Raw genomic sequence first — 24,072 nt, forward strand, 5'->3', positions numbered from 1 at the left:
AACGGGAAGAATTATTTCTGTGCGTTCCAGAGTTTGAGATACGGACGTAACGTCGCGCGTTACCCCGGCGGGTGGTGTGTCCCCATTGGAGCAGGGGAACGCGCCACCCGCCGTAGCGATGTAATGCGCCGTCAACATGGTCCGGCATGGCTGGAAATGGACGTTCAGAGCACCGGGCGGTCCACCCGCTCGACCTTCTGGGTGCCGCTGAGCGTCCGGTACGAGCGCGTCCAGGCCGCGGTCGCGTCCCGCTTCGTCTTGTCGGAGACCACGTAGTAGTCCATCTGCGAGCGTTCGGCGGTCACATCGAGGACGCCGTAGCCGTGCGAGTCCATGTCCACCCACTTCACATGGCGGTTGGCGGCCCTGACCGCCGCCGCGGCGAGCACGGAGACGGTCTGCGGCGCGACATGCAGGATGTCGTCGAGGTTGTCCGAGGTCACCGACGTCACCACGAACTCCGTGGCGGCCGATGCCGAGAGCGGGTACGTAGCGGCCTTCACCGGTACGTCGTTGGCCCACGCCATGTGGATGTCGCCGGTCAGGAAGACCGTGTTGGTGATCGACCGGTCCCGCAGATGCGTGATCAGCTCCTTGCGGTCGTCCGTGTAGCCGTCCCACTGATCGACATTGACCGCGAGCCCCTCCTTGGGCAGACCCAGCAACTCTGCCAGCGGCTCCAGCAGATGGGCGGGTACGGAACCGAACGCGACCGGCGAGATCATCACCGACGTGCCGACCAGCTTCCAGGTGGCGTCCGAGCCGGCCAGGCCCGACTTCAGCCAGTCCAGTTGCGCCCGGCCGGTGATCGTGCGGTCCGGGTCGTCGACCGAACCATTGCCGACCGTCGACTGCTGGGAGCGGAAGGTGCGCAGATCGAGGAGTTGGAGATCGGCCAGGTTGCCGAAGCGCAGCCGCCGGTAGACGGTGCCCTCGGTCGATGCGCGGACCGGCATCCACTCGAAGTACGCCTGCTTGGCGCCGGCCGCCCGGTCGGCCCAGGCGCCCTCCGTGCCCGGCGTGTGGTTCTCGGCCCCGCCCGACCAGGCGTCGTTGGCGAACTCGTGGTCGTCCCAGATCGCGATCACCGGATGCGTGGCGTGCAGGGTCTGCAGATCGGCGTCCGTCTTGTAGTGGCCGTGCCGGGTCCGGTAGTCGGCGAGGGTGAGGATCTCGTTCCTCGGCTCGTGCGGCCGCACGACGTACTTCGCGTCCGGGTAACTGCCCGACGCGTACTCGTATATGTAGTCACCGAGATGGAGGACCGCGTCGAGATCGGCGCGGGCGGCGAGATGACGGTACGGGGAGAAGTAGCCGGACTCCCAGTTGGCGCACGACACCACGCCGAAGCGCACCCCCGGGGTGGCCGCACCGGCCGCCGGAGCCGTACGGGTGCGGCCGGCCGGGGACCGTACCGCCCCGCCGTCGCCCGCCGAGAAGCGGAACCAGTACGTGGTTGCCGGGGCCAGGCCCCGGACGTCGGCCTTGACGGTGTGGTCGGATGCGGCCCTCGCGACGGTGGAGCCCTGCGCGACGATCCGGGCGAACTCCTTGTCCTCGGCGACCTCCCACCGCACCGCCGTGTCGGCGCCGCGGCCGGAGCCGGGCACGGCGTCGGGGGTGGGGGTGACGCGGGTCCACAGGAGGATGCCGTCGGGCAGTGGGTCGCCGGAGGCGACGCCGTGCAGGAAGGCAGGTCCGTCGGCGGCGCGTGCGCCGGTGGCGGCGCCGAGCACGGGGGCCACGACAGCGGTGGCGGCAGCGGCCTTCACGAGCGTGCGGCGGCTGGGAGCGGAGAGAGACGAAGAAAGGTGTCGACTGGTCACGGAGCAGAACCCTACTGACCAGTACGGCGAACGGGCAGGCGAACAAAGGAAGTTCGCCTGCCCGTCGGGAAGCCGCTGTCCGGAATTAGCCCTTCAGGGCCTTGGTGATCGCGGTGTTGAAGTCGGCGACGGTCATGGGGGCGTTCTTGGTGCCCTCGCCGGTGAGCGTCTTGCCGTCCATCTTCAGCGTCGGGGTGCCCTGGACGCCGCTCTTGTCGAACGTCTGGGACATCTTCATCGCCCAGTTGTCGTACGTACCGTCGTTGACGTCCTTCTGGAACGCCTTGTTGTCCTTCAGCTCGGGCACGGTGTTCGCGACCTCGATGAGGTACGAGTCCTTGGCGAACTTGTCGTCGGCCTCCTCCGGGTGGTACTTCGCGGAGTAGAGCGCGTACTTGTAGTCGAGGAACGCCTGGGGGCTGATGTCGAGAGCCGCACCCAGCGCGCTGAGCGCGTTCTTCGAACCCTCACCGTTGTCGCTGTTGTCGATGAATGTCGCGCCGATGTACTTGATCTTGTACTTGCCGGCGTCGACGTCCTTGTGGACCGTCTCACCGACGGTCTGCTCGAACTGGGCGCAGATCGGGCAGCGGGAGTCCTCGTACAGTTCGAGGGTCTTCTTCGCCGTCGACTTGCCGACGACGACGGTCGTGCCGTCGGCGCCCGACGTGTTCTTCGGCGCGGTGACGTTCTTCGCGTCCTTGGCCGCCTCCCAGTGGGAGGGCTTGTTCAGCTGCATCACGCCGTAGCCGACGCCACCGGCCACCGCCAGCACGGCGACGACCGAGAGGCCGACGACGACCTGCTTGCGGACCTTGTCCTTCTTGGCCTGGCGCTCGCGCTCGGCGCGCAGCCGCTCGCGGGCGGCTGCCTTGTTGGCCTGGCTGTTGCGCTTGCTCATGGTTGTTCTCTCCGTGGTGTGTGGGGCGTACGTCGTCAGGGACTTGCGCGCTCAGGCGGTGGCGCAGGCCGAGCGCGGCGGCCCCCTCCGTCCCACGGAGTGCACGAGGAGACGGGCGTGCGCGAGGAGGTGCGGGCCGTACGGCGCGGGCCGAGCGGCACGGCGTACGGAGCGGCGGGCCGTGCCCACCACGGCGACCGCGATCAGCAGCGGCCGGAACGCGGTGGCGGCGACCGCCCGCAGCAGACCCGCGAGCGCGGACTCGCCGCGCCGCAGCCAGGCCGCGGCCAGCAGACCGACGGTCACATGGGCGGCCAGCAGCAGCCACGGCACGGCGGGGCCCGGGGAGGCCAGCAGGGCGGCCGCACCGTGCCCGGGTCCGGTCACCGAGGCCAGCGGGGTGCCCACCGAGCCGACGCGGCCGAGCTGCGCGGACCCGGCACCGACATCGCCGCCGCACAGGACGTCCACGCCGACCGAACGCAACGGGCCTGCGATCGGGCCGCCCGCCGCGCCGTAACAGAGGTGCTGGCCGGTGGTGAAGACGGTGTCGGCGGTCAGCTCCAGCGGCACCAGCAGTCCGGCGATCGCACCGAAGCCGCGCTCCCGGCCGGCCAGCGCGTACGCCACGGCGAAGACGAGACCGGCCAGTGCGGCGACGACCGTCATCGGCAGCGGGACCTGGGAGAGCAGCACATGGGACGCAGCGGAGAGCGTCACGACGAGCGCTGTGAAAAGCGCCGCGCGAACGACTCTGAGCTGCGTCCCTGATATCTCCATCGCCGGAGAGTGTGCCATGTGAACCTGTAAGCGACCCCTAAAGGGGGCACCGCTCGGTGAGGAGGCTCACAGCCCCGGGATGCGGCCGTTGCGGAAGAGGTCCACGAAGATCTGGTGGTCGGCGCGCGCCCGGGCCCCGTAGCTGTGCGCGAAGTCCACCAGCAGCCCGGCGAAGCCCTCCTCGTCCGCCGCGATCGCCGCGTCGATCGCCCGCTCGGTGGAGAACGGCACCAGCGAGTGGCCGCTCTCGTCGTCCGCCGCGGAGTGCATCGTCGCCGTCGCCCGGCCGAGGTCGGCGATGACCGCCGCGATCTCCTCCGGCTCGTCGATGTCGGACCAGTCCAGATCGACCGCGTACGGCGAGACCTCGGCGACCAGTTGCCCGGAACCGTCCAGCTCGGTCCAGCCGAGCCACGGGTCGGCGTGGGCCTGCAGGGCGCGCTGCGAGATGACCGTGCGGTGCCCCTCGTGCTGGAAGTAGTCGCGCACGGCCGCGTCGGTGATGTGCCGGGAGACCGCCGGGGTCTGCGCCTGCTTGATGTAGATCACCACATCGTTCTCCAGGGCGTCGCTGTTGCCCTCCAGAAGGATGTTGTACGAGGGCAGCCCGGCCGAGCCGATGCCGATGCCGCGACGGCCGACGACGTCCTTCACCCGGTACGAGTCGGGGCGGGTCAGGCTCGACTCGGGCAGCGTCTCCAGATAGCCGTCGAACGCGGCCAGCACCTTGTAGCGCGTCGCCGCGTCCAGATCGATCGCGCCGCCGCCCGCCGCGAACCGGCGCTCGAAGTCCCGGATCTCCGTCATCGAGTCGAGCAGCGAGAACCGGGTCAGCGACCGGGCGTCGCGCAGCGCGCCCAGCAGCGGGCCCTCGGCGGTGTCCAGCGTGAACGGGGGCACCTCGTCGTTCTTCGCGCCTGTTGCGAGCGCGTGGATCCGCTCGCGGTAGGCCGCCGCGTAGACCCGGACGAGCTCACTGATCTGGTCGTCGCCCAGCGCCTTCGCGTACCCGATCAGGGCGACGGAGGCGGCGAACCGCTTGAGGTCCCAGGTGAACGGGCCGACGTACGCCTCGTCGAAGTCGTTCACATTGAAGATCAGCCGGCCGTTGGCATCCATGTACGTGCCGAAGTTCTCCGCGTGCAGATCGCCGTGGATCCACACCCGGCCGGTCCGGTCGTCCAGGTACGGGCCGCCGTGCCGCTCCCGCTCCAGGTCGTTGTAGAACAGGCACGCCGTGCCCCGGTAGAAGGCGAACGCCGAGCCCGCCATCTTGCGGAACTTGACCCGGAAGGCCGCCGGGTCCGCGGCCAGGAGCTGGCCGAAAGCGGTGTCGAAAACCTCGAGAATCTGCTCCCCGCGCTGCGCTGCGCCGGTCTGCGCTTCCGACATTTCTGGGTGCCTCCTGGTACCTGGCGTTCATGACAAATGGGACGGGCGTCTCCGACCCCTCAACGCGCGACGGTACCCGGGAGTGCCCCTCGGTTGTCAGTCCGGAGACGTAGACTTCCACGCTGTCCCCCCAGTCCGTCATTGCTTGTTTCCCCGGAGGCCCGACGCCGTGACCAAGCCGCCCTTTACGCACCTTCACGTCCACACCCAGTACTCGCTGCTGGACGGTGCCGCGCGGCTCAAGGACATGTTCGCTGCCTGCAATGAAATGGGCATGTCGCACATCGCGATGACGGACCACGGCAACCTGCACGGGGCGTACGACTTCTTCCACCAGGCGAAGAAGGCCGAGGTGACGCCGATCATCGGCATCGAGGCGTACGTCGCCCCGGAGTCGCGCAAGCACAAGCGGAAGATCCAGTGGGGCCAGCCGCACCAGAAGCGCGACGACGTCTCGGGTTCCGGCGGTTACACCCACAAGACGATCTGGGCGTCGAACAAGACGGGTCTGCACAACCTCTTCCGGCTCTCCTCGGACGCGTACGCCGAGGGCTGGCTGCAGAAGTGGCCGCGGATGGACAAGGAGACCATCGCCCAGTGGTCCGAGGGTCTGATCGCGTCCACCGGCTGCCCGTCCGGCGAGGTGCAGACGCGGCTGCGGCTCGGCCAGTTCGACGAGGCGGTCCAGGCGGCCTCCGACTACAAGGACATCTTCGGCGAGGGCAAGTACTTCCTGGAGCTCATGGACCACGGCATCGAGATCGAGCGCCGGGTCCGTGACGGGCTCCTCGAAATCGGCAAGAAGCTGAACATCCCGCCGCTCGTGACGAACGACTCGCACTACACGTACGCCGGCGAGGCCTCCGCGCACGACGCGCTGCTCTGCATCCAGACCGGCAAGAACCTCTCCGACCCGGACCGGTTCCGGTTCGACGGCACGGGCTACTACCTGAAGACGACGGACGAGATGTACGCCGTCGACTCCTCCGACGCCTGGCAGCAGGGGTGCGCGAACACGCTGCTGGTCGCCGAGCAGATCGACACCACCGGGATGTTCGAGAAGCGCGACCTGATGCCGAAGTTCGACATCCCGGACGGCTTCACGGAGATCACCTGGTTCCAGGAAGAGGTCCGGGTCGGCATGAACCGCCGCTACCCCGGCGGCGTCCCCGACGACCGGCAGAAGCAGGCCGAGTACGAGATGGACGTCATCATCCAGATGGGGTTCCCGGGGTACTTCCTCGTCGTCGCCGACTTCATCATGTGGGCCAAGAACAACGGCATCGCGGTCGGCCCCGGCCGTGGCTCCGCGGCCGGTTCGATCGTCGCGTACGCCATGGGGATCACCGACCTCGACCCGATCGAGCACGGGCTGATCTTCGAGCGGTTCCTGAACCCCGAGCGTGTCTCCATGCCCGATGTCGACATCGACTTCGACGAGCGCCGGCGCGTCGAAGTGATCAGGTACGTGACGGAGAAGTACGGCGCCGACAAGGTCGCCATGATCGGTACGTACGGCAAGATCAAGGCCAAGAACGCGATCAAGGACTCCGCCCGCGTCCTCGGCTACCCGTACGCGATGGGCGACCGGCTCACCAAGGCCATGCCCGCCGACGTCCTCGGCAAGGGCATCGACCTCTCCGGGATCACCGACCCGAAGCACCCTCGCTACAGCGAGGCGGGCGAGATCCGGGGGATGTACGAGAGCGAGCCGGACGTCAAGAAGGTCATCGACACCGCCAAGGGCGTCGAGGGACTGGTCCGGCAGATGGGCGTGCACGCCGCAGGCGTCATCATGTCCAGCGAGCCCATCGTCGACCACGCCCCGGTCTGGGTGCGGCACACCGACGGCGTCACCATCACGCAGTGGGACTACCCGCAGTGCGAGTCGCTCGGCCTGCTGAAGATGGACTTCCTCGGCCTGCGCAACCTCACCATCATGGACGACGCCGTCAAGATGGTGGAGGCCAACAAGGGCGTCAAGCTGGAGCTGCTCTCCGTCCCGCTGGACGACCCCAAGACGTACGAGCTGCTGTGCCGCGGTGACACGCTCGGCGTCTTCCAGTTCGACGGCGGCCCGATGCGCTCCCTGCTGCGCCAGATGCAGCCCGACAACTTCGAGGACATTTCCGCCGTCTCGGCCCTGTACCGGCCGGGCCCGATGGGCATGAACTCGCACACGAACTACGCCGAGCGCAAGAACGGCCGCCAGGAGATCACTCCGATCCACCCGGAGCTGGAGGAGCCGCTCAAGGAGACGCTCGGCCTGACCTACGGCCTGATCGTCTATCAGGAGCAGGTGCAGAAGGCCGCCCAGATCGTCGCCGGGTACTCGCTCGGCGAGGCCGACATCCTGCGCCGCGTGATGGGCAAGAAGAAGGCCGACGAGCTGGCGAAGAACTTCGTGCTCTTCCAGGCGGGTGCGAAGAAGAACGGCTTCTCCGACGCGGCGATCCAGGCCCTGTGGGACGTGCTGGTCCCGTTCGCCGGGTACGCGTTCAACAAGGCGCACTCCTCCGCGTACGGCCTGGTCACCTACTGGACGGCGTACCTCAAGGCGAACTATCCCGCCGAGTACATGGCGGCGCTGCTGACCTCGGTCAAGGACGACAAGGACAAGTCCGCGGTCTACCTCAACGAGTGCCGTCGCATGGGCATCAAGGTGCTCCCGCCGAACGTCAACGAGTCCGAGTCGAACTTCGCCGCCCAGGGCGACGACGTCATCCTCTTCGGGCTGACGGCCATCCGTAACGTCGGACAGAACGTCGTCGACTCGATCATCCGGTGCCGCAAGGCGAAGGGGAAGTACAGCTCCTTCCCCGACTTCCTCGACAAGGTCGAAGCGGTCGTCTGCAACAAGCGGACCGTCGAATCACTGATCAAGGCCGGCGCCTTCGACGAGATGGGCCACACCCGCAAGGGCCTCGTCGCCCACCACGAGCCGATGATCGACAACGTGGTGCAGGTCAAGCGCAAGGAGGCCGAGGGACAGTTCGACCTCTTCGGTGGCGGCGAGGAGGACAGCGACGAGCCGGGCTTCGGGCTCGACGTCGAGTTCTCCGACATCGAGTGGGAGAAGTCGTATCTGCTGGCCCAGGAGCGCGAAATGCTCGGGCTGTACGTCTCCGACCACCCCCTCTTCGGTATCGAGCACGTCCTGTCCGACAAGTCCGACGCGGCGATCTCCCAGCTCACCGGCGGCGAACACGCCGACGGCGCGATCGTCACCATCGGCGGCATCATCTCCGGGCTCCAGCGCAAGATGACCAAGCAGGGCAACGCCTGGGCCATCGCCACGGTCGAGGACCTGGCCGGTTCCATCGAGTGCATGTTCTTCCCCGCCACGTACCAGCTGGTCTCCACCCAACTCGTCGAGGACACCGTCGTCTTCGTCAAGGGACGGCTCGACAAGCGCGAGGACATCCCGCGGCTGGTCGCCATGGAGATGCAGGTCCCCGACCTCTCGTCGGCAGGGACCAACGCACCGGTGGTGCTCACCATCCCCACGGTCAAGATCACGCCGCCGATGGTCGCCCGCCTCGGCGAGGTGCTCAGCAACCACCGCGGCAACACCGAGGTGCGGATCAAGCTCCAGGGCCCCCGGAAGACCACCGTCCTGCGGCTGGACCGGCACCGGGTCCAGCCGGACCCGGCGCTCTTCGGCGACCTGAAGGTGCTGCTCGGCCCGTCCTGCCTGGCCGGCTGAGCGACCACCGCACTCGCCACCGCATACACAGGAGGGGCGCCCCGCGAAGGCGGGAGCGCCCCTCTCCGGTTACCGGTTACAGGCCGGACCGGGCAAAAACAGGTCAGTTGTGGCCGAATCGCCGCTGGTGCTTACGGGCAACATCAGCAGGGCTGCCCTGGGCCTGCGACTGGGGCTTCATCTGCGACTCGTAAGCCGTCGACTTCGCCTCCTCCGCACCGCGCTCCGCGGCGGACACGCGGTCCTGCTGGCTGCTCTGCTTGCGGTTCTTGTTCTTGGCCATGGTGTTCCTCCTGTGCGGAATCTCGGGGCCAGGACCGCTGTCAGACTCACATATCAGGATATAGCCCGCATGTTGGATCATTACCGTGCGTAGTAAGGGGGTATCATGCGCCGATTTACCGATCCGCCACGCCGATGATCGAGTTCCGGCCGTCAAGCCCCCTGCCGTCGGGCAGACTCGAAGGAAACCCTGAGCAAAACCCATTCCCGATTTCTGGAAGAGGGTGGAACGCGTGGACCGTTGCGTCGTCCTGGTGGACGCCGGCTATCTGCTGGGAGCAGCCGCGAGTCTGCTGGCAGGAGAGCCCGCCCGTTCCCGCATCACCGTCGACCATGCGGCGCTGATCCAGGGTCTGCGCGAGCGAGCCGAGGCCGATACGGCGCAGCCGCTGCTGCGGATCTACTGGTTCGACGGTGCCCCCGACCGCGTACCCCAGCCCGAACACCGCAGGCTGCGGGTCATGCCCAGGGTGACCGTGAGGCTCGGGGCGCTCACCCGCAGTGACGGGCGATGGGCGCAGAAGGGCGTCGACGCCGCGATGCACGCCGAACTCACCGAGCTGGCCAGAAACCGCGCCTGCTCCGATGTGGTTCTGGTGACCGGCGACGGTGATCTGCTGCCCGGCCTGATGTCCGCCAAGGAACACGGCGTCGCCGTCCATCTGTGGGCGGTCCAGGCCGCCGACGGCGACTACAACCAGTCCGAGGACCTCGTCGCCGAAGCCGACGAACGCAGGGTGCTCGACCGGGCCTGGATCACCCAGGCCGTACGGGCCAAGGACAATGGCGGCAGCTGCGCCCCGCCGCCCGCCCCCCGCCCCGAGATCGCCGCGATCCTCTCCGCGCCGCTGCCCGAGGCGGCCCTCGCAGCCTCCGCCGAGCGGGCCTCGGAGGCCCAGGCGGCCGCTGCCCGCAACGGCGCGGCGGAGCCGGCCGTCAACGACACCGTGCACACCCCGGTCGCGCACGGCGGCAGGGGCGTCCCCACCCCGAAGGATCTGGCAGGCAGCCTCCGCGGCCCCGGCGCCCTGCCGGCCCACCCCGCCCCGCCCCCGGCGAGCGCCACCCTGCGCTGGTCTTCCGAAAAGGGCTGGGTGGAGCGTGGCGGCCAGCTCGGCGAACCCGCCGAGACCGCGTCCCTGCCCACCCTCGCCCAGCTCACCTCCGCCGAGCAGCGCTGGGCGGACCGCGAGGAGGACATCACCACCGTCGGCGGCGACCCCTTCGAGGTGGGCCAGGTCTTTGCCCGGCGCTGGATGGAACGGCTGCCCGAGACCGTTCATCTGCAGAAGCTGTCGACCATGTACCCGCGTATCCCGCACCGCATCGACGGCGAGCTGCTGCGGTACGCGGCACGGTTCGGCCTGCTCGCCCACAAGGACGACCAGATCGACGAACACGACCGGTACGCGATCCGGGCGGGTTTCTGGCGCGAGATCGACGTACGTGCGGCGGCCGAACACGCCCCCGCGGCGGAGTAGTCCGGCAGCCCCGGGCGCAATACGGGGCATCCGACCCCGTACCCTCATACCTCGTGAGTACGGGCACAGCACAGGCGCAGACGGCGACCGGGACCGTGTGCGCGGTGCGTGATCTGGTCAAGACCTATCCCGCCGCCCGCGGCCGCCGCGGCGCACCCGCCACCCCGGAGGTGCGCGCCACCGACGGGATCAGCCTCGATGTCCGGCGCGGTGAGATCTTCGGACTGCTCGGGCCCAACGGAGCCGGCAAGTCCACTCTCGTCCGGCAGCTCACCGGGCTGATGCGGCCCGACTCCGGCAGCGTCGAGATGCTCGGCCACGACCTCGTACGCCATCCCGAGCGCGCCTCCCGGCTGATCGGCTACCTCGGGCAGGAGTCCACCGCCCTCGACGAGCTGACCGTGTCGCTCGCCGCCGAGACCACCGGGCGGCTGCGCGGACTCGCGGTACGTGACGCCCGCGCCGCACGCGACGCCGTACTCGACGAACTCGGCCTCACCGACATCGCCGCGCGCCCCCTGAAGAAGCTCTCCGGCGGGCAGCGGAGGCTCGCCTGCTTTGCGGCGGCGCTGGTCGGGGAGCGCCCGGTGCTCGTCCTCGACGAGCCGACGACCGGGATGGACCCCGTCGCCCGGCGCGCAGTCTGGGCCGCCGTCGACCGGCGGCGCGCCGAGCGCGGTGTGACGGTGCTGCTGGTCACCCACAACGTGATCGAGGCCGAGACCGTCCTCGACCGGGTCGCCGTCATCGAACGCGGCAAGGTCATCGCCTGCGACACCCCGGCCGGGCTCAAGGAGCGCGTCGCGGGCGAGGTCCGGGTCGAGCTCATGTGGCGCGAACGCGCGCCCCTGGACGTACCCGAAGTGGCCGCCCTGCGCGCGCTGGCCCAGGAGTCCGGGCGCCGCTGGGTGCTGCGGCTCGGGCCGGACGAGGCGCGCGCGGCGGTCGCGGCGGTGACGGGCGGGGCGGCGTTCGCCGCACTGGACGACTTCACGCTGGCGACACCGAGCCTGGAGGATGTCTATCTGGCGCTCGGCGGGAATACGACGCAGGGGCTGGTGAAGGCGTGACCGGCGTGATCGGGTACGGATGCAGGGCCGGGCAGGGACCGAACAGGAGCAGCGCCAGGTGACGAGCATTGTTCCTGCAGAAGTGGCCGGTGCCGAGCCGGTGACCGAAAGACTTTCCCCCGCCGAGGACGGCGCGGGCGCCGTTGTCGCGCAGCTCGCGCCGCGCGCCAAGCTGTTCCCCTCGCTCGCCGCCGTCTACCGCGCCCAGCTGTCCCGGGCCAGGGTCGCCCGGATCCCGCTGCTCTTCGTGGCGACCTTCCAGTCCATCGGGATCATGATTCTGATGCGCGGGGTCGTCGACGGTGGTTCGGAGGCACGGGCCGTGGTCGCCGGATCCAGCGTCCTCGTCGTCGCCTTCGTCGCGCTCAACCTGCTCGCCCAGTACTTCGGACAGCTGCGGGCCAGCGGCGGGCTCGACCACTACGCCACCTTGCCGGTGCCGCCCGCCGCGGTGGTGCTCGGTGCGGCCGGGGCGTACGCCTCCTTCACCGTGCCCGGCACGATCGTCACCGCGGTCACCGGGAGCGTGCTCTTCCAGCTGCCGATGACCCACCTGTGGGTGCTGGTCGCCGTCATCCCGCTCTCCGGGGCCGCGCTCTCCGGGCTCGGCGCCGCACTCGGACTGCTCGCACCCCGGCAGGAGCTGGCCACGCTGCTCGGGCAGCTGGGCATGTCGGCGGCGCTGCTGCTCGGGGTGCTGCCCGCCGGCCGGATGCCCGCGCCGATCGGCTGGGCCCGCGATCTGCTGCCCTCGACGTACGGGGTGGAGGCCCTGTCCCGGTCGTTCGGCGCCCATCCCGACTGGGCGGTCATCGCCCTCGATCTCGGCGTCTGCGCGGTCGTCGGCGTTCTCTCGCTGGCCGTGGCGACCTGGGCGTACCGCAGGGCAGCGGTCCGGTGAGGCGCGACACAGGGACGCCTGGCACGATGGCAGTGTGACCGCACCTCTGACGCCGCCCCACCGGCCCTCGCCCAACGATCCCTGGCACATCCCGCCGAAGGGCGATGGCTCCCACTCCGGGATGCTCCTGGAGTCGCAGGAGGACCATGACCTTCGGGCGGACCTGCGGCGGGCAGCCCTGATCACCGTCCTGTTGACGGTGGCCGGCGTCGCGCTCGGACTGCTGTGGCTGTGGCTGGCGCCGCGCGTCCCGCTGGTCTCCGACAACCGGGCGGTCTTCCTCAGCGACAGCGAGGGTGAGCAGGCGATCGGCTCCGACGGCACGTTCGTGCTGCTTGCGCTCGCATTCGGAGCAGTGGCTGCGGCGCTCGTCTTCTGGTTCTTCCGGCGGGGCGGGATCGCGCCCGTGGTCGGCCTCGCCCTGGGCGGGCTGCTCGGGTCGCTGGTCGCCTGGGGGATCGGCGTCTGGTTCGGGCCGGAGCGGGATGTGGTCGCCCACGCACGTGAGGTCGGCAAGGGCGTGGTGTTCGATGCGCCGCTCGAGCTGCATGCGAAGGGGGCGTTGCTGGTGTGGGCGCTGGCGGCGATGGTCGTACACCTGGCGCTGACGGCGATGTTCGGGCCGCGGGATCCGGAGCCTGAGTGGGGGAGCTGGGGCGCGCAGGCGCCTGGTGCGGCGCCGGGGCCTCCCACGAAGCCGTAGGGGGCCGGGGCCGCTGCGCGGGCCCTTCGCCCCGCCCCGCCCGTTCCCGAAACCGGGGCTCCGCCCCGGACTCCGGTCCTCGACCGACGCGACGGGTTCGATTGCTCCGGGTGGGCTCGGAAGGGCGCTTACGACCGGCCGATCGGCGCGAACAGCGCCCCCGTCAGCGACGCCAGATCCGCCGGGGAGAGTTCGACCTCCAGACCGCGGCGGCCGGCCGATACGCAGATCGTCTCGTGGGTCTGTGCCGACGCGTCCAGCACCGTCGGCAGCTGCTTGCGCTGTCCCAGGGGTGAGATGCCGCCCCGTACATAGCCCGTCGTACGTTCCGCCGCCGCCGGGTCCGCCATCGCTGCCCGCTTGCCGCCGACCGCCGAGGCCAGGGCCTTCAGGTCCAGGGAGCCGGCCACGGGGACGACCGCCACGGTCAGGTTGCCGTCCACGTCGGCCACCAGCGTCTTGAAGACGCGGTCCGGGGAGACACCGAGCGCCTCGGCGGCCTCCTCGCCGTAGGAAGGGGAGGCCGGGTCGTGCTCGTACGCATGGGTGGTGAACGGCGTGCCCGCCGCGGTCAGGGCGACCGTCGCCGGGGTACCGCCGGAGCCGGACTGCTGCTTCTTCGACTTCTTCGCCACGGGGCAGGGTCCTCGGGTGGTGGAGGTCAGTTGGGGTGGGTGGGGGCCCTGGTCAGGTCCACCGCGGGCAGCGACGGCAGATGGCGGATGACCGCCGTCTCGGACCGCAGCAGCGTCAGCTCCTCGCGCAGCCGCGTCGCCGTGTCCGGTGCCTGCAGCAGCCGCTGCTTGGTGGGGATGTCCAGGACGGCCGCGGCGGCCACCAGATAGGAGACGACCGACGGGTCGTCCGGCAGTTCCGCGCCCGTTGTCAGCGAGCGTTCGCTCGCTCCGGCCAGCCGCTTCTGGTAACTGCGGAACGCCCGCAGCACGCCCTCGGCGAGCGCACCGGCCTCCTCGCCGGAGTCCTCGTCGAGCTCTTCGAGTTCGGCCGTCAGATACGGGCCGCTCGCGTCGACCGAGAGCAGCTTGACCCGGGTCGTGCCGGTGGCCAGGACCTCGAAGCTGCCGTCCGCCCGCTCCCGGATCTTCGCCGCGTCGGCGATACAGCCGACCCGGTGGAAGGTCTGTACCGGGTCGGGGCCGAAGCCGTCCGAGGGGCCGCGCTCGGTGGCGGCGGGCGCCATGGCGGTGTCCGGCATGCCGACGGCCGTCGGGGCGGTCTCGCGGCCGTCGCGGATGGCGACCACGGCGAAGCGGCGCGGTTCGTCCTCATCGGTCTTGAGCAGCTCACGCATCATGGCGCGATAGCGCTCCTCGAAGACGTTGAGCGGCAGCACAAGGCCGGGGAACAGCACCGCGTTCAGCGGGAAGAGGGGCAGACGAGCGGTGGTCACAACGGTCAAGCGTAATGGCCGTGCGACCGGCCGTGGTCGGCCCGGTTCCACAAGGGCGTCGCGGAGGCCACCTGGAGCCGCGCCCCGTCCCGCGCATCCAGGAACTGGCCCAGCGGATCGTCGGACACCAACGACCACGGGAACGACGCCGCATGGGGTCCGATCAGCCGGAACTGCTCCAGTGCCTCGTCCCACCGGCCTCGCACGACCAGTACGTACGCCAGCAGATTGCGGACCTCGGCCGGCCAGGGATCGCCCGGCTCGAACGCGGCGGAGAGCGTGATCGCCAGATCCGCCGCCGTGTCGATCCGCTCCTCAAGCACCGATGTCGTCTTCACGTCCGGACCGGCGATCAGCAGCGCGAACGCGGCCCGCACCGGCAGCGCCTGTACCAGCGAGCTGGGCAGCGAGTCCTCGGCGGCCCGTTCGGCGAAGTCGAAGCACTCGCGGTGCGAGCCGTACCAGGCGGCGGAGAGGTACTGCAGCGCCGCGACATGGCAGCCGTAGTGGTGCGACGAGCGCCGGATCGCCTGCTCCCACAGCGCCTCGAAGGTGGTGTGCGAGGCATGCGTGCCGCGCGCGTGGTCCAGGGCGAGCCGCCAGGGCACCGGGTCGCGCGGATCGCTCTCGGCCGCCGCGGTGATCAGCGGACCCACGTCGCGCAGCCGCTCCGCGCGGGCGGGCGACTCCCAGGCCCGGCGGACCGCCAGCTCGGCCTTGACGAGCAGCGCGTCCGGGTCGTCCGGGGCGGTGGCGAGCCAGTCGTTCAGCCAGCCGTCGCGGTTGCGGGCGAAGGTGGCGAGCCGGCTGAGGTAGCGGTCCCGGTTCTCCCACTCGGCCGCGTCCCGGGTGCCGGCGAGGAGCTTGGCAGCCGGCTCGTACTCGCCCAGGGCGGCGGCCACGAGGGCCGGGGAGAGCCGTTCGTCCGGGGCGTCGAGCAGCACCGCGTCGTCCGCGGGCAGTCCCGTGGACAGCCGCGGCGAGTGCCGGATCATGCGCGCGGTACGGAGCAGAGCGCGAAGGAATGACATGGTGCAGACCATTGAAAAGCGCTGGTCGGGGCAGCGCCAGAGGGGCACTGTGAAGCTTTGGTGCCGAGTACATGGGTTGCCCCGAAGGCGGTCAAGAAAAAGTAAAGGAATGCATGGAATCTGGCCTGATCCTGTTGTTCCGGCGGTGGCCGTCCGTCTCTTCGGCCGTCGGTCGGCCGGTCGTTCGAGCGTCCCGGCGAAGGGTGCCGGGACGTGTGCCGGCCGGGCGGCGGAAGAGGCCTGGGCGGTGGGGCGGAGCGGATGTGCCGCCCGGACCCGGCGGGGCCGGTCAGCCCCGGCGCAGCAGCCGGGACGCGCCCGCCGCCACGGTGGTGGCCAGTATCCAACCGAGCAGCACCAGCGCGGCCGACGCCCACTGCCAGCCGTCCTCCATCCGCCAGTACCCGTCCTGTCCGAGGTTGATCACGGGCACCAGCAGATCGAGTGCGTAGAGCGCAGCGTTCCACTCCGGGTGCTCGTCCCGCTTGATCGGCGCCGGGTCGTACTGCGAGAAGGCCACCGCCCCCGCCGCCCAGAGCACCGCCATCCACACCGCCGCCCGTCCCGGCCGGTAGCCGTACGCCACCGTCCAGTCCTGCAGGATCCCCCACAGCTTCGCGGCGGGCGGCAGCGTCTCGCGCCGCCGCCGCTGCTTGGCGAGCAGAACCTCACGGGCGTCCGCATCCTCGCCGCAGTTGCGGAGCACGGCGGCCAGCCGCTCGTACGGCTCCGGCACGTACTCGGGGGTCGCCGCCGCCACCCACTCCAGGCGCCGGGAGAGCGGGAAGTGCCCGTACGGGACGAGGTTCTCGTACACGAAGCCGCCCATCGCGAGCCCGCCGGGCCCCGGCCAGCTGGTCGACACGTCGATCAGTGTGACGACCTTCGCGCCGTTCAGCACGACCCGGCCCTCCTCCGGCCGCTCCGCGTTGAACCGCAGCTCCGGGGCGACGATCCGGCGCAGCGACAGCTCCTCGTGGGGCGCCAGCACGAACCGCGCCTTGTGCAGATCGACCGCGTCGCCGAACCGCCCGTCGTCCAGCCGCACCCCGCCGCGGCACTCGAAGATCTGCGAACGGGTGCCGTGCGCCGGGGTCGGGGCCATGACGATGCCGTACGGGGGAGTGGTGCCCTGGTTCCCCGTGTCGACGCTCACCCAGGCCTCGGTCATGTACAACGTGCGCTCCACGGTCAGCTGCGGGGCGTTCAGCGCCCGCCGCCCCGGCCCGGCCCGCAGCCGGCTGCCGCGCAGGCTCATCGAGCCGCCGACCTTCGCCCCGCGCAGACTCAGCTCACCGCGTGCCTCCACCATCTCGACCTGCAGGTCCTGCGCGACCGTGAGCCCGTCCCCGGCCAGGGCGCGGCCCTGCCGGTCGGCCCCCAGCTCGATCTGATTGAGCAGCAGATCCGTGCCTATGTGGGCGTCGGTGAGCCGGATCCCCCGCTCGATCCGGCAGCGCGGCAGATGCAGATCGCCCTCGGTGCGCAGCCGGGCCGCATCCAGCCGGGGCACCGCGCAGCCGACCATCCGTAACGTCGTGAAATGGCACTCGGGCAGCACCATCTCGTTCTCCAGACGGCAGCCCGTCAGCTCCACGTACGGCGCGACGCGCCCGCCCGCGAGATCCAGCGTGCCGGTGATCCGTACGCCCCGGAGCTTCAGCGCGGCGACACGCCCGGGCCGGGCCCGCGGACCGCTCAGCAGCAGCCGGGCGACGACCCGCGCGTCCACACTGCGCTCCGCGCCCCAGACCGTCGGCGCGAACGGATCGTCCCGGAGCGGATCGCGGGCGCGCAGATCGTATGTGCTGCCGCTTCGGAAGGCCTGCCACATGCCCAGCTCGGCCGCGCTGAGAGTGTCCGGAATGTCGCCGTTCTGCGGTTCGGCCACCGTGGCCCCCTCCGCTTGCAGTTGTTATTCCCTCTCTGTTCCCTCTGTGTGACGCCGTGAACGCCGGTGGTCAGCAGTGGCCGGGAGTAGTCGGCTGTGACCGCCGGGGCATGTATCAGTCAGTGATACGGGCGAACTGTCGCCGATGGCGGTCTGAGAGAATTGCGGTGTGATCTCTCGAATCGATCTGCGCGGCGGTGCCCTCCCCGAGGGCGGCGACCTGCGCGACCTGCTGCCCCGGGCCGAGTTCGACGTGGAGGCCGCACTGGAGACGGTGCGCCCCATCTGCGAGGACGTACGCCATCGTGGCTCAGCGGCAGTGATCGAGTGGGGGGAGAAGTTCGACGGCGTACGGATCGACTCGATCCGGGTCCCGGCCTCGGCGATCGCCGAGGCACTGGAGCGGCTGGATCCCGCCGTACGGGCCGCCCTCGAGGAGTCGATCCGCCGCGCCCGCCTCGTCCACCACGAGCAGCGCCGCACCACGCACACCACCCAGGTCGTCCCCGGCGGCACGGTCACCGAGAAGTGGGTGCCCGTCGAGCGCGTAGGTCTGTACGTGCCGGGCGGGCGCTCCGTCTATCCGTCGTCCGTGGTCATGAACGTCGTACCGGCCCAGGAGGCGGGTGTCGAGGGCATCGCCGTCGCCTCTCCGCCGCAGAAGGAGTTCGGCGGCCTGCCGCACCCCACCATCCTCGCGGCCTGCGCCCTGCTCGGCGTCGACGAGGTGTACGCGGCCGGTGGCGCCCAGGCCATCGCGATGTTTGCGTACGGAACGGCCGAATGTCTTCCGGTGAACCTCGTCACCGGCCCCGGCAACATCTATGTCGCCGCCGCCAAACGCCTCCTCAAGGGCCGCATCGGCATCGACGCCGAGGCAGGGCCCACCGAGATCGCGATCCTCGCCGACTCCACCGCCGACCCGGTGCACGTCGCCGCCGACCTGATCAGCCAGGCCGAGCACGACCCGATGGCCGCCGCGGTCCTCGTCACCGACTCCGAGGAGCTGGCCGCCGCCACCGAGGCCGAGCTGAAGCCGCAGGTCGCCGCGACCAAGCACGTCTCCGACCGGATCGAGCCCGCACTGGCCGGCCGCCAGTCCGCGATCGTCCTGGTCAACGATCTCGAGGACGGGCTCAAGGTCGTCGACGCGTACGCCGCGGAGCACCTGGAGATCCAGACCGCCGACGCCGCCGCCGTCGCCGACCGCGTCCGCAACGCCGGAGCGATCTTCGTCGGCCCGTGGGCCCCGGTCTCGCTCGGCGACTACTGCGCGGGCTCCAACCACGTCCTGCCGACCGGTGGCTGCGCCTGCCACTCCTCGGGCCTGTCCGTGCAGTCCTTCCTGCGCGGCATCCACATCGTCGACTACACGCGCGACGCGCTCGCCGAGGTCGCCCACCATGTCGTGACCCTCGCCGAGGCGGAGGACCTCCCCGCCCACGGCGCCGCAATCAAGGCCCGTTTCGCCGGCGGCGAGTTCGAGCGCAGTGGCTGGAAGGTTCCGCAGCAGTGACGAACAGCAAGTCGATCCGGATCGACGATCTTCCGATCCGGGACGAGCTCCGCGGCCAGTCCCCGTACGGCGCCCCGCAGCTCGACGTTGCGGTACGGCTGAACACCAACGAGAACCCGTACCCGCTTCCCGAGGCGCTCGTCGACCGCATCGCCGAGCGGGTCCGCGAGGCCGCCCGCGACCTCAACCGCTACCCCGACCGGGACGCCGTCGAGCTCCGTACCGAGCTGGCCCGGTACCTCACCCGCACCGCCGGGTACGAGGTGGCTCTCGCCAACGTCTGGGCGGCCAACGGCTCCAACGAGGTGCTGCAGCAGCTGTTGCAGACCTTCGGCGGCCCCGGACGCACCGCGATCGGCTTCGAGCCCTCGTACTCGATGCACGCCCTCATCGCCCGGGGGACCGGCACCGGGTGGATCTCCGGACCGCGCAAGGACGACTTCACCATCGATGTCGCGGCGGCCTGCGAGGCCATCGCCGAGCGACGCCCGGACATCGTCTTCATCACCTCGCCCAACAACCCCACCGGTACCGCGGTCGACGCCGAGACCGTGCGCACGCTGTACGACGCCGCCCAGGCAGCCAGGCCGTCGATGGTCGTGGTCGACGAGGCGTACGGAGAATTCAGCCACCACCCCTCGCTGCTCCCGCTGATCGAGGGCCGGCCGAACATGGTGCTCTCGCGCACCATGTCGAAGGCGTTCGGCGCCGCCGGACTGCGGCTCGGATATCTCGCCGCCGACCCGGCCGTCGTGGACGCCGTGCAGCTGGTGCGGCTGCCGTACCACCTGTCCTCCGTAACCCAGGCCACCGCGCTCGCCGCCCTGGAGCACACCGATACGCTCCTCGGGTACGTCGCCCAGCTGAAGAGCGAGCGCGACCGGATCGTCACCGAACTGCGCGCCCTCGGCTTCGACGTGACGGACTCGGACGCCAACTTCGTCCAGTTCGGCCGCTTCGCCGACAGCCACACCGCCTGGCAGCAGATCCTCGACCGGGGCGTCCTGGTCCGGGACAACGGCGTACCGGGATGGCTGCGGGTCTCCGCAGGAACCCCGGAAGAGAACGACGCGTTCCTCGATGCGGTACGCGAACTCAAGAAGGAGCACGACGCATGAGCCCCCGCGTAGGCCGCGTGGAACGCACCACCAAGGAGACGTCCGTACTCGTCGAGGTCAACCTCGACGGCACCGGCAAGGTCGACGTGTCGACCGGCGTCGGCTTCTACGACCACATGCTCGACCAGCTCGGCCGCCACGGCCTCTTCGACCTCACGGTGAAGACCGAGGGCGACCTGCACATCGACACGCACCACACCATCGAGGACACCGCCCTCGCCCTCGGCGCCGCCTTCAAGCAGGCTCTCGGCGACAAGGTCGGCATCTACCGCTTCGGCAACTGCACCGTCCCGCTCGACGAGTCGCTCGCCCAGGTCACCGTCGACCTCTCCGGCCGCCCCTACCTGGTGCACACCGAGCCGGAGAACATCGCGCCGATGATCGGCTCCTACGACACGACGATGACCCGGCACATCCTGGAGTCGTTCGTCGCCCAGGCGCAGATCGCCCTGCACGTCCACGTCCCGTACGGCCGCAACGCCCATCACATCGTGGAGTGCCAGTTCAAGGCGCTCGCCCGCGCCCTGCGGTACGCCTGTGAGCACGACCCGCGCGCTGCCGGAATCCTCCCCTCCACGAAGGGCGCACTGTGACCGGCCTCAACACCGTGCTGATCGTCGTCGGCCTCTTCCTGGCCGGCGGCGTCTACTCCTTCTCGAAGCAGAAGATGCCCAAGGGCCTCATCGTGCTGCTCGGGATCGCCTCCGTGATGTGCCTGGTCGCAGGCGTCATGCGGATCCAGGGACTCTGGGACTGAGGGAGCGACCTGTGAGTGACCAGAAGAAGGTCGTCGTCTTCGACTACGGCTTCGGCAACGTCCGTTCCGCCGAGCGCGCCCTCGCCCACGTCGGCGCGGACGTCGAGATCACCCGCGACTACGAGAAGGCGATGAACGCCGACGGGCTGCTGGTGCCCGGCGTCGGTGCGTTCTCCGCCTGCATGGAGGGGCTGAAGAAGGCCCGCGGCGAATGGATCATCGACCGCAGGCTCTCCGGCGGCCGGCCCGTGATGGGCATCTGCGTCGGCATGCAGATCCTCTTCGAACGCGGCATCGAGCACGGCGTGGAGACGGAGGGCCTCGACGAGTGGCCCGGTACCGTCGCCCCGCTGAAGGCGCCGATCGTCCCGCACATGGGCTGGAACACCGTGCAGGCCCCGGAGGACTCCGATCTCTTCGCCGGTCTCGACCCCGAGGCCCGGTTCTACTTCGTGCACTCCTACGCCGTGCACGACTGGAGCCTCGAAGTCACCAACGCCAGGATCCGTGCCCCCCGGGTCACCTGGGCCACCCACGGCGAGCCGTTCGTCGCCGCAGTGGAGAACGGCGCCCTGTGGGCCACCCAGTTCCACCCCGAGAAGTCCGGCGATGCCGGCGCCCAGCTGCTGACCAACTGGATCGGAACACTCTGATGTCCACCAAGCTTGAGCTCCTCCCCGCCGTCGACGTCCGCGACGGCCAGGCCGTCCGCCTCGTGCACGGCGAGTCCGGCTCCGAGACCTCGTACGGCGACCCCCTGCAGGCCGCCCTCGCCTGGCAGCAGGCGGGCGCCGAGTGGCTGCATCTGGTCGACCTGGACGCCGCGTTCGGCACCGGTGACAACCGGGCGCAGATCGCCGAGGTCGCCCGCTCCATGGACATCAAGGTCGAGCTGTCCGGTGGCATCCGCGACGACGCCTCGCTCGCCGCGGCCCTCGCCACCGGCTGCACCCGGGTCAACCTCGGCACCGCCGCCCTGGAGACCCCCGAGTGGGTCGCGAAGGTCATTGCCGAGTACGGCGACAAGATCGCCGTCGGCCTCGACGTCCGGGGCACGACGCTCCGCGGCCGCGGCTGGACCCGTGACGGCGGCGACCTCTACGAGACGCTCGCCCGCCTCGACTCCGAGGGCTGCGCCCGCTACGTCGTCACCGACATCGCCAAGGACGGCACGCTCCAGGGCCCCAACCTGGAGCTCCTGAAGAACGTCTGCGCCGCCACCGACAAGCCCGTCGTCGCCTCCGGCGGTGTCTCCTCGCTGGACGACCTGCGGGCGATCGCCTCGCTCGTGCCCGACGGGGTCGAGGGCGCGATCGTCGGCAAGGCGCTGTACGCGAAGGCGTTCACCCTGGAAGAGGCGCTGCAGGTGGTCTCCGCATGACCGACTCCGTCCGCCGTGTCTCCTCCGGGGCCCCCTGGGAGGAGAAGTTCGGCTACTCCCGAGCGGTGGAGCTGTCCAACGGGCTCGTCCTGGTGGCCGGCTGCACATCGGTGGTCAAGGGGCAGATCTCCGCGGGCGGCCCGTACGAGCAGGCCGTCGCCTCCTTCAACGTCGCCTTCGACGCGCTGAAGCAGGTGGGACTCGGCCGTGAGGACGTCGTCCGTACCCGGATGTACATCACGCACGCCCGGGACGTGGACGAGGTCGGCCGCGCCCACAAGGAGCTGTTCGACGACGTCCGCCCCGCCGCTTCCATGATCATCGTGTCCGGCTTCGTCGACCCCAGCCTGGTCGTCGAGGTCGAGATCGAGGCCTACCGGGCAGGTGCGCAATGAGTCTCGCGGTACGAGTCATCCCGTGCCTGGACGTCGACAACGGCCGGGTCGTCAAGGGCGTCAACTTCCAGAACCTGCGCGACGCGGGTGACCCCGTCGAGATGGCGAAGCTGTACGACGCCGAGGGTGCCGACGAGCTGACCTTCCTCGACATCACCGCGTCCAGCGGTGACCGGGAGACGACCTACGACGTGGTGCGCCGCACCGCCGAGCAGGTCTTCATCCCGCTCACCGTCGGCGGCGGCGTCCGCACCGCCGACGATGTCGACAAGTTGCTGCGGGCCGGCGCCGACAAGGTCGGCGTCAACACCGCGGCCATCGCCCGCCCGGACCTCATCCGGGAGATCGCCGAGCGGTTCGGCCGACAGGTCCTCGTGCTCTCCGTGGACGCCCGCCGTACCCCTGAAGGCACCTTCGAGGTCACCACGCACGGCGGCCGCAGGGGCACCGGCATCGACGCCGTCGAGTGGGCGCACCGGGCCGCCGAGCTGGGTGCGGGCGAGATCCTGCTCAACTCGATGGATGCGGACGGCACGAAGGACGGCTACGACACCGAGATGATCGCGGCGGTCCGGGGGCATGTGACCGTCCCGGTCATCGCCTCCGGTGGCGCGGGCCGGCTCGCGGACTTCGCGCCGGCCATCGCGGCGGGCGCCGACGCGGTGCTGGCCGCGTCCGTCTTCCACTTCGGTGATCTGAGGATCTCCGAGGTCAAGGGCGCACTGCGGGAGGCCGGGCACCCGGTCCGCTGACCGCGGAGTCATCGATCGCCGGACGGAGCCGATATGCGGTTCCGTCCGGCGATCGGCGTTCTGCGGTCAGTCCCTGCCCGATCGCGGCAGTCATGCACGAAACCCCGCAACTTTTATTGCGCAATAAAGATTGTGCAAGTTTTCTTTCCTGTCTACGGTGAGGGGCATGGCAAGCAACGAACCGCGCCGGGTCTCGGATCTGGAGACCTTGAAGGCGTTCGGGCACCCCCTGCGGATGAAGCTGTACCGAGCGCTCTACATCTCCCGGAAGGCCACCGCCTCCCAGCTCGCCGAGCTGGTCGACGAGGCGGTCTCGCTGGTCAGCTACCACCTGCGCAAGCTCGCCGACCACGGCCTGATCGAGGAGGCCGAGCAGCAGGGCAAGGACGGCCGCGAGCGCTGGTGGCAGCCCGCGTCGAAGGGGCTGAACGTCCACGACGAAGACTTCAGCGACGCGCCCGAGAAGGTCGCCACGCATGCCGCCGTCGGCAGGCTCTCCTTCGACCAGCACATCGAGCTGTACCGCCGTTACCTCGACTCGGCCCAGAGCTGGTCGATGAAGTGGCGCAGCGCCGCCTCCAGCTCCGAGTACCTGGCCCGGCTCACCGCCGACGAACTGGCCGCGCTCAACCGCGAAGTGCACGAGGTGATCGACCGGTACGAGGCGGCCGGCCGGGCCCGCGACGAGGCGGGGGACACGGAAGGGCGCGAGAACGTCGCCATGCACCTGTACGCATTCCCGTTCCGCATCTGAGCCGGCCACCCGAGAGGACGACCC

The 24,072-nt window shown here is 70.1% G+C and carries 23 protein-coding genes; 14 read left to right on the plus strand and 9 right to left on the minus strand.

What is annotated here, in order from left to right:
- Positions 1-164: 164 nt before the first annotated feature.
- The 4 genes from OHA88_RS32800 to OHA88_RS32815 form a co-directional block, all read right to left on the minus strand.
- Positions 165-1,826, minus strand: a complete 1,662-nt coding sequence (locus tag OHA88_RS32800; protein ID WP_328628156.1) for an alkaline phosphatase D family protein — start codon at positions 1,824-1,826, stop codon at positions 165-167.
- Positions 1,827-1,911: 85 nt separating this feature from the next.
- On the minus strand, positions 1,912-2,727 hold the full coding sequence (locus OHA88_RS32805) for a DsbA family protein (protein WP_328628157.1): 816 nt from the start codon (positions 2,725-2,727) through the stop codon (positions 1,912-1,914).
- Between the two features lie 51 nt (positions 2,728-2,778).
- On the minus strand, positions 2,779-3,507 hold the full coding sequence (locus tag OHA88_RS32810; protein ID WP_328628158.1) for a hypothetical protein: 729 nt from the start codon (positions 3,505-3,507) through the stop codon (positions 2,779-2,781).
- Positions 3,508-3,573: 66 nt separating this feature from the next.
- Entirely contained in the window at positions 3,574-4,899 is a 1,326-nt protein-coding gene (locus tag OHA88_RS32815) for a DUF2252 domain-containing protein (protein ID WP_326603158.1), read from the minus strand.
- Positions 4,900-5,068: 169 nt separating this feature from the next.
- On the opposite strand from OHA88_RS32815, the gene dnaE reads away from it, so the two are divergent.
- Complete coding sequence (dnaE, locus tag OHA88_RS32820) at positions 5,069-8,605, plus strand: DNA polymerase III subunit alpha (protein WP_328628159.1); 3,537 nt, start codon at positions 5,069-5,071, stop codon at positions 8,603-8,605.
- A gap of 103 nt (positions 8,606-8,708) precedes the next feature.
- Here dnaE and OHA88_RS32825 read toward each other — a convergent pair whose 3' ends face one another.
- On the minus strand, positions 8,709-8,888 hold the full coding sequence (locus OHA88_RS32825) for a hypothetical protein (RefSeq protein WP_030972857.1): 180 nt from the start codon (positions 8,886-8,888) through the stop codon (positions 8,709-8,711).
- A 223-nt stretch (positions 8,889-9,111) separates the two neighbouring features.
- On the opposite strand from OHA88_RS32825, the gene OHA88_RS32830 reads away from it, so the two are divergent.
- The 4 genes from OHA88_RS32830 to OHA88_RS32845 all read left to right on the plus strand — a co-directional run bounded on the left by OHA88_RS32830 (position 9,112) and on the right by OHA88_RS32845 (position 13,042).
- A complete protein-coding gene (locus OHA88_RS32830) occupies positions 9,112-10,368 on the plus strand; it encodes an NYN domain-containing protein (RefSeq protein WP_328628160.1) in 1,257 nt (418 codons plus the stop codon).
- A gap of 95 nt (positions 10,369-10,463) precedes the next feature.
- Positions 10,464-11,438 carry an ABC transporter ATP-binding protein gene (locus tag OHA88_RS32835; RefSeq protein WP_328629852.1) on the plus strand — a complete coding sequence of 325 codons (975 nt, stop codon included), beginning with the start codon at positions 10,464-10,466 and terminating at the stop codon, positions 11,436-11,438.
- Positions 11,439-11,496: 58 nt separating this feature from the next.
- Positions 11,497-12,339, plus strand: coding sequence for an ABC transporter permease (locus OHA88_RS32840; protein ID WP_267005642.1), 843 nt, complete (start codon positions 11,497-11,499; stop codon positions 12,337-12,339).
- Positions 12,340-12,373: 34 nt separating this feature from the next.
- On the plus strand, positions 12,374-13,042 hold the full coding sequence (locus tag OHA88_RS32845; RefSeq protein ID WP_328628161.1) for an ABC transporter permease: 669 nt from the start codon (positions 12,374-12,376) through the stop codon (positions 13,040-13,042).
- A gap of 128 nt (positions 13,043-13,170) precedes the next feature.
- Here OHA88_RS32845 and ybaK read toward each other — a convergent pair whose 3' ends face one another.
- From ybaK to OHA88_RS32865, 4 genes are all read right to left on the minus strand, one after another.
- Positions 13,171-13,677 carry a Cys-tRNA(Pro) deacylase gene (ybaK, locus tag OHA88_RS32850; RefSeq protein WP_328628162.1) on the minus strand — a complete coding sequence of 169 codons (507 nt, stop codon included), beginning with the start codon at positions 13,675-13,677 and terminating at the stop codon, positions 13,171-13,173.
- A gap of 26 nt (positions 13,678-13,703) precedes the next feature.
- Positions 13,704-14,453 carry an LON peptidase substrate-binding domain-containing protein gene (locus OHA88_RS32855; RefSeq protein ID WP_267005645.1) on the minus strand — a complete coding sequence of 250 codons (750 nt, stop codon included), beginning with the start codon at positions 14,451-14,453 and terminating at the stop codon, positions 13,704-13,706.
- Positions 14,454-14,458: 5 nt separating this feature from the next.
- A complete protein-coding gene (locus OHA88_RS32860; RefSeq protein WP_328628163.1) occupies positions 14,459-15,496 on the minus strand; it encodes a hypothetical protein in 1,038 nt (345 codons plus the stop codon).
- A gap of 277 nt (positions 15,497-15,773) precedes the next feature.
- The gene (locus OHA88_RS32865) at positions 15,774-17,375 is read right to left on the minus strand and encodes an oxidoreductase (RefSeq protein ID WP_328628164.1); all 1,602 of its coding nucleotides are present in this window, start codon (positions 17,373-17,375) and stop codon (positions 15,774-15,776) included.
- A 169-nt stretch (positions 17,376-17,544) separates the two neighbouring features.
- Between OHA88_RS32865 and hisD the strand changes: the two genes are divergently transcribed.
- The 9 genes from hisD (at position 17,545) to OHA88_RS32910 (ending at position 24,048) form a co-directional block, all read left to right on the plus strand.
- Positions 17,545-18,891: a histidinol dehydrogenase gene (hisD, locus tag OHA88_RS32870; RefSeq protein ID WP_328628165.1), complete on the plus strand. Its 1,347-nt coding sequence runs from the start codon at positions 17,545-17,547 to the stop codon at positions 18,889-18,891.
- Positions 18,888-20,009 carry a histidinol-phosphate transaminase gene (locus OHA88_RS32875; RefSeq protein ID WP_328628166.1) on the plus strand — a complete coding sequence of 374 codons (1,122 nt, stop codon included), beginning with the start codon at positions 18,888-18,890 and terminating at the stop codon, positions 20,007-20,009. Before hisD ends, OHA88_RS32875 begins: the two co-directional genes overlap by 4 nt.
- Complete coding sequence (hisB, locus tag OHA88_RS32880) at positions 20,006-20,602, plus strand: imidazoleglycerol-phosphate dehydratase HisB (RefSeq protein WP_030919430.1); 597 nt, start codon at positions 20,006-20,008, stop codon at positions 20,600-20,602. The genes OHA88_RS32875 and hisB overlap by 4 nt, the downstream gene beginning before the upstream one ends.
- Positions 20,599-20,766: a hypothetical protein gene (locus tag OHA88_RS32885; protein ID WP_267005650.1), complete on the plus strand. Its 168-nt coding sequence runs from the start codon at positions 20,599-20,601 to the stop codon at positions 20,764-20,766. The genes hisB and OHA88_RS32885 overlap by 4 nt, the downstream gene beginning before the upstream one ends.
- Before the next feature lie 11 nt (positions 20,767-20,777).
- Entirely contained in the window at positions 20,778-21,419 is a 642-nt protein-coding gene (hisH, locus tag OHA88_RS32890) for an imidazole glycerol phosphate synthase subunit HisH (RefSeq protein ID WP_326603148.1), read from the plus strand.
- Positions 21,419-22,147 carry a bifunctional 1-(5-phosphoribosyl)-5-((5-phosphoribosylamino)methylideneamino)imidazole-4-carboxamide isomerase/phosphoribosylanthranilate isomerase PriA gene (gene priA, locus OHA88_RS32895; RefSeq protein WP_326631047.1) on the plus strand — a complete coding sequence of 243 codons (729 nt, stop codon included), beginning with the start codon at positions 21,419-21,421 and terminating at the stop codon, positions 22,145-22,147. The genes hisH and priA overlap by 1 nt, the downstream gene beginning before the upstream one ends.
- Complete coding sequence (locus OHA88_RS32900; RefSeq protein ID WP_030919442.1) at positions 22,144-22,542, plus strand: RidA family protein; 399 nt, start codon at positions 22,144-22,146, stop codon at positions 22,540-22,542. Before priA ends, OHA88_RS32900 begins: the two co-directional genes overlap by 4 nt.
- Entirely contained in the window at positions 22,539-23,294 is a 756-nt protein-coding gene (gene hisF / locus OHA88_RS32905) for an imidazole glycerol phosphate synthase subunit HisF (RefSeq protein ID WP_267005654.1), read from the plus strand. The genes OHA88_RS32900 and hisF overlap by 4 nt, the downstream gene beginning before the upstream one ends.
- A gap of 166 nt (positions 23,295-23,460) precedes the next feature.
- Complete coding sequence (locus tag OHA88_RS32910; RefSeq protein WP_267005655.1) at positions 23,461-24,048, plus strand: ArsR/SmtB family transcription factor; 588 nt, start codon at positions 23,461-23,463, stop codon at positions 24,046-24,048.
- The last annotated feature ends 24 nt before the right edge of the window (positions 24,049-24,072 follow it).

The sequence above is a fragment of the Streptomyces sp. NBC_00353 genome, from assembly GCF_036108815.1.
In the GTDB taxonomy this organism is placed as follows: Bacteria; Actinomycetota; Actinomycetes; order Streptomycetales; family Streptomycetaceae; genus Streptomyces.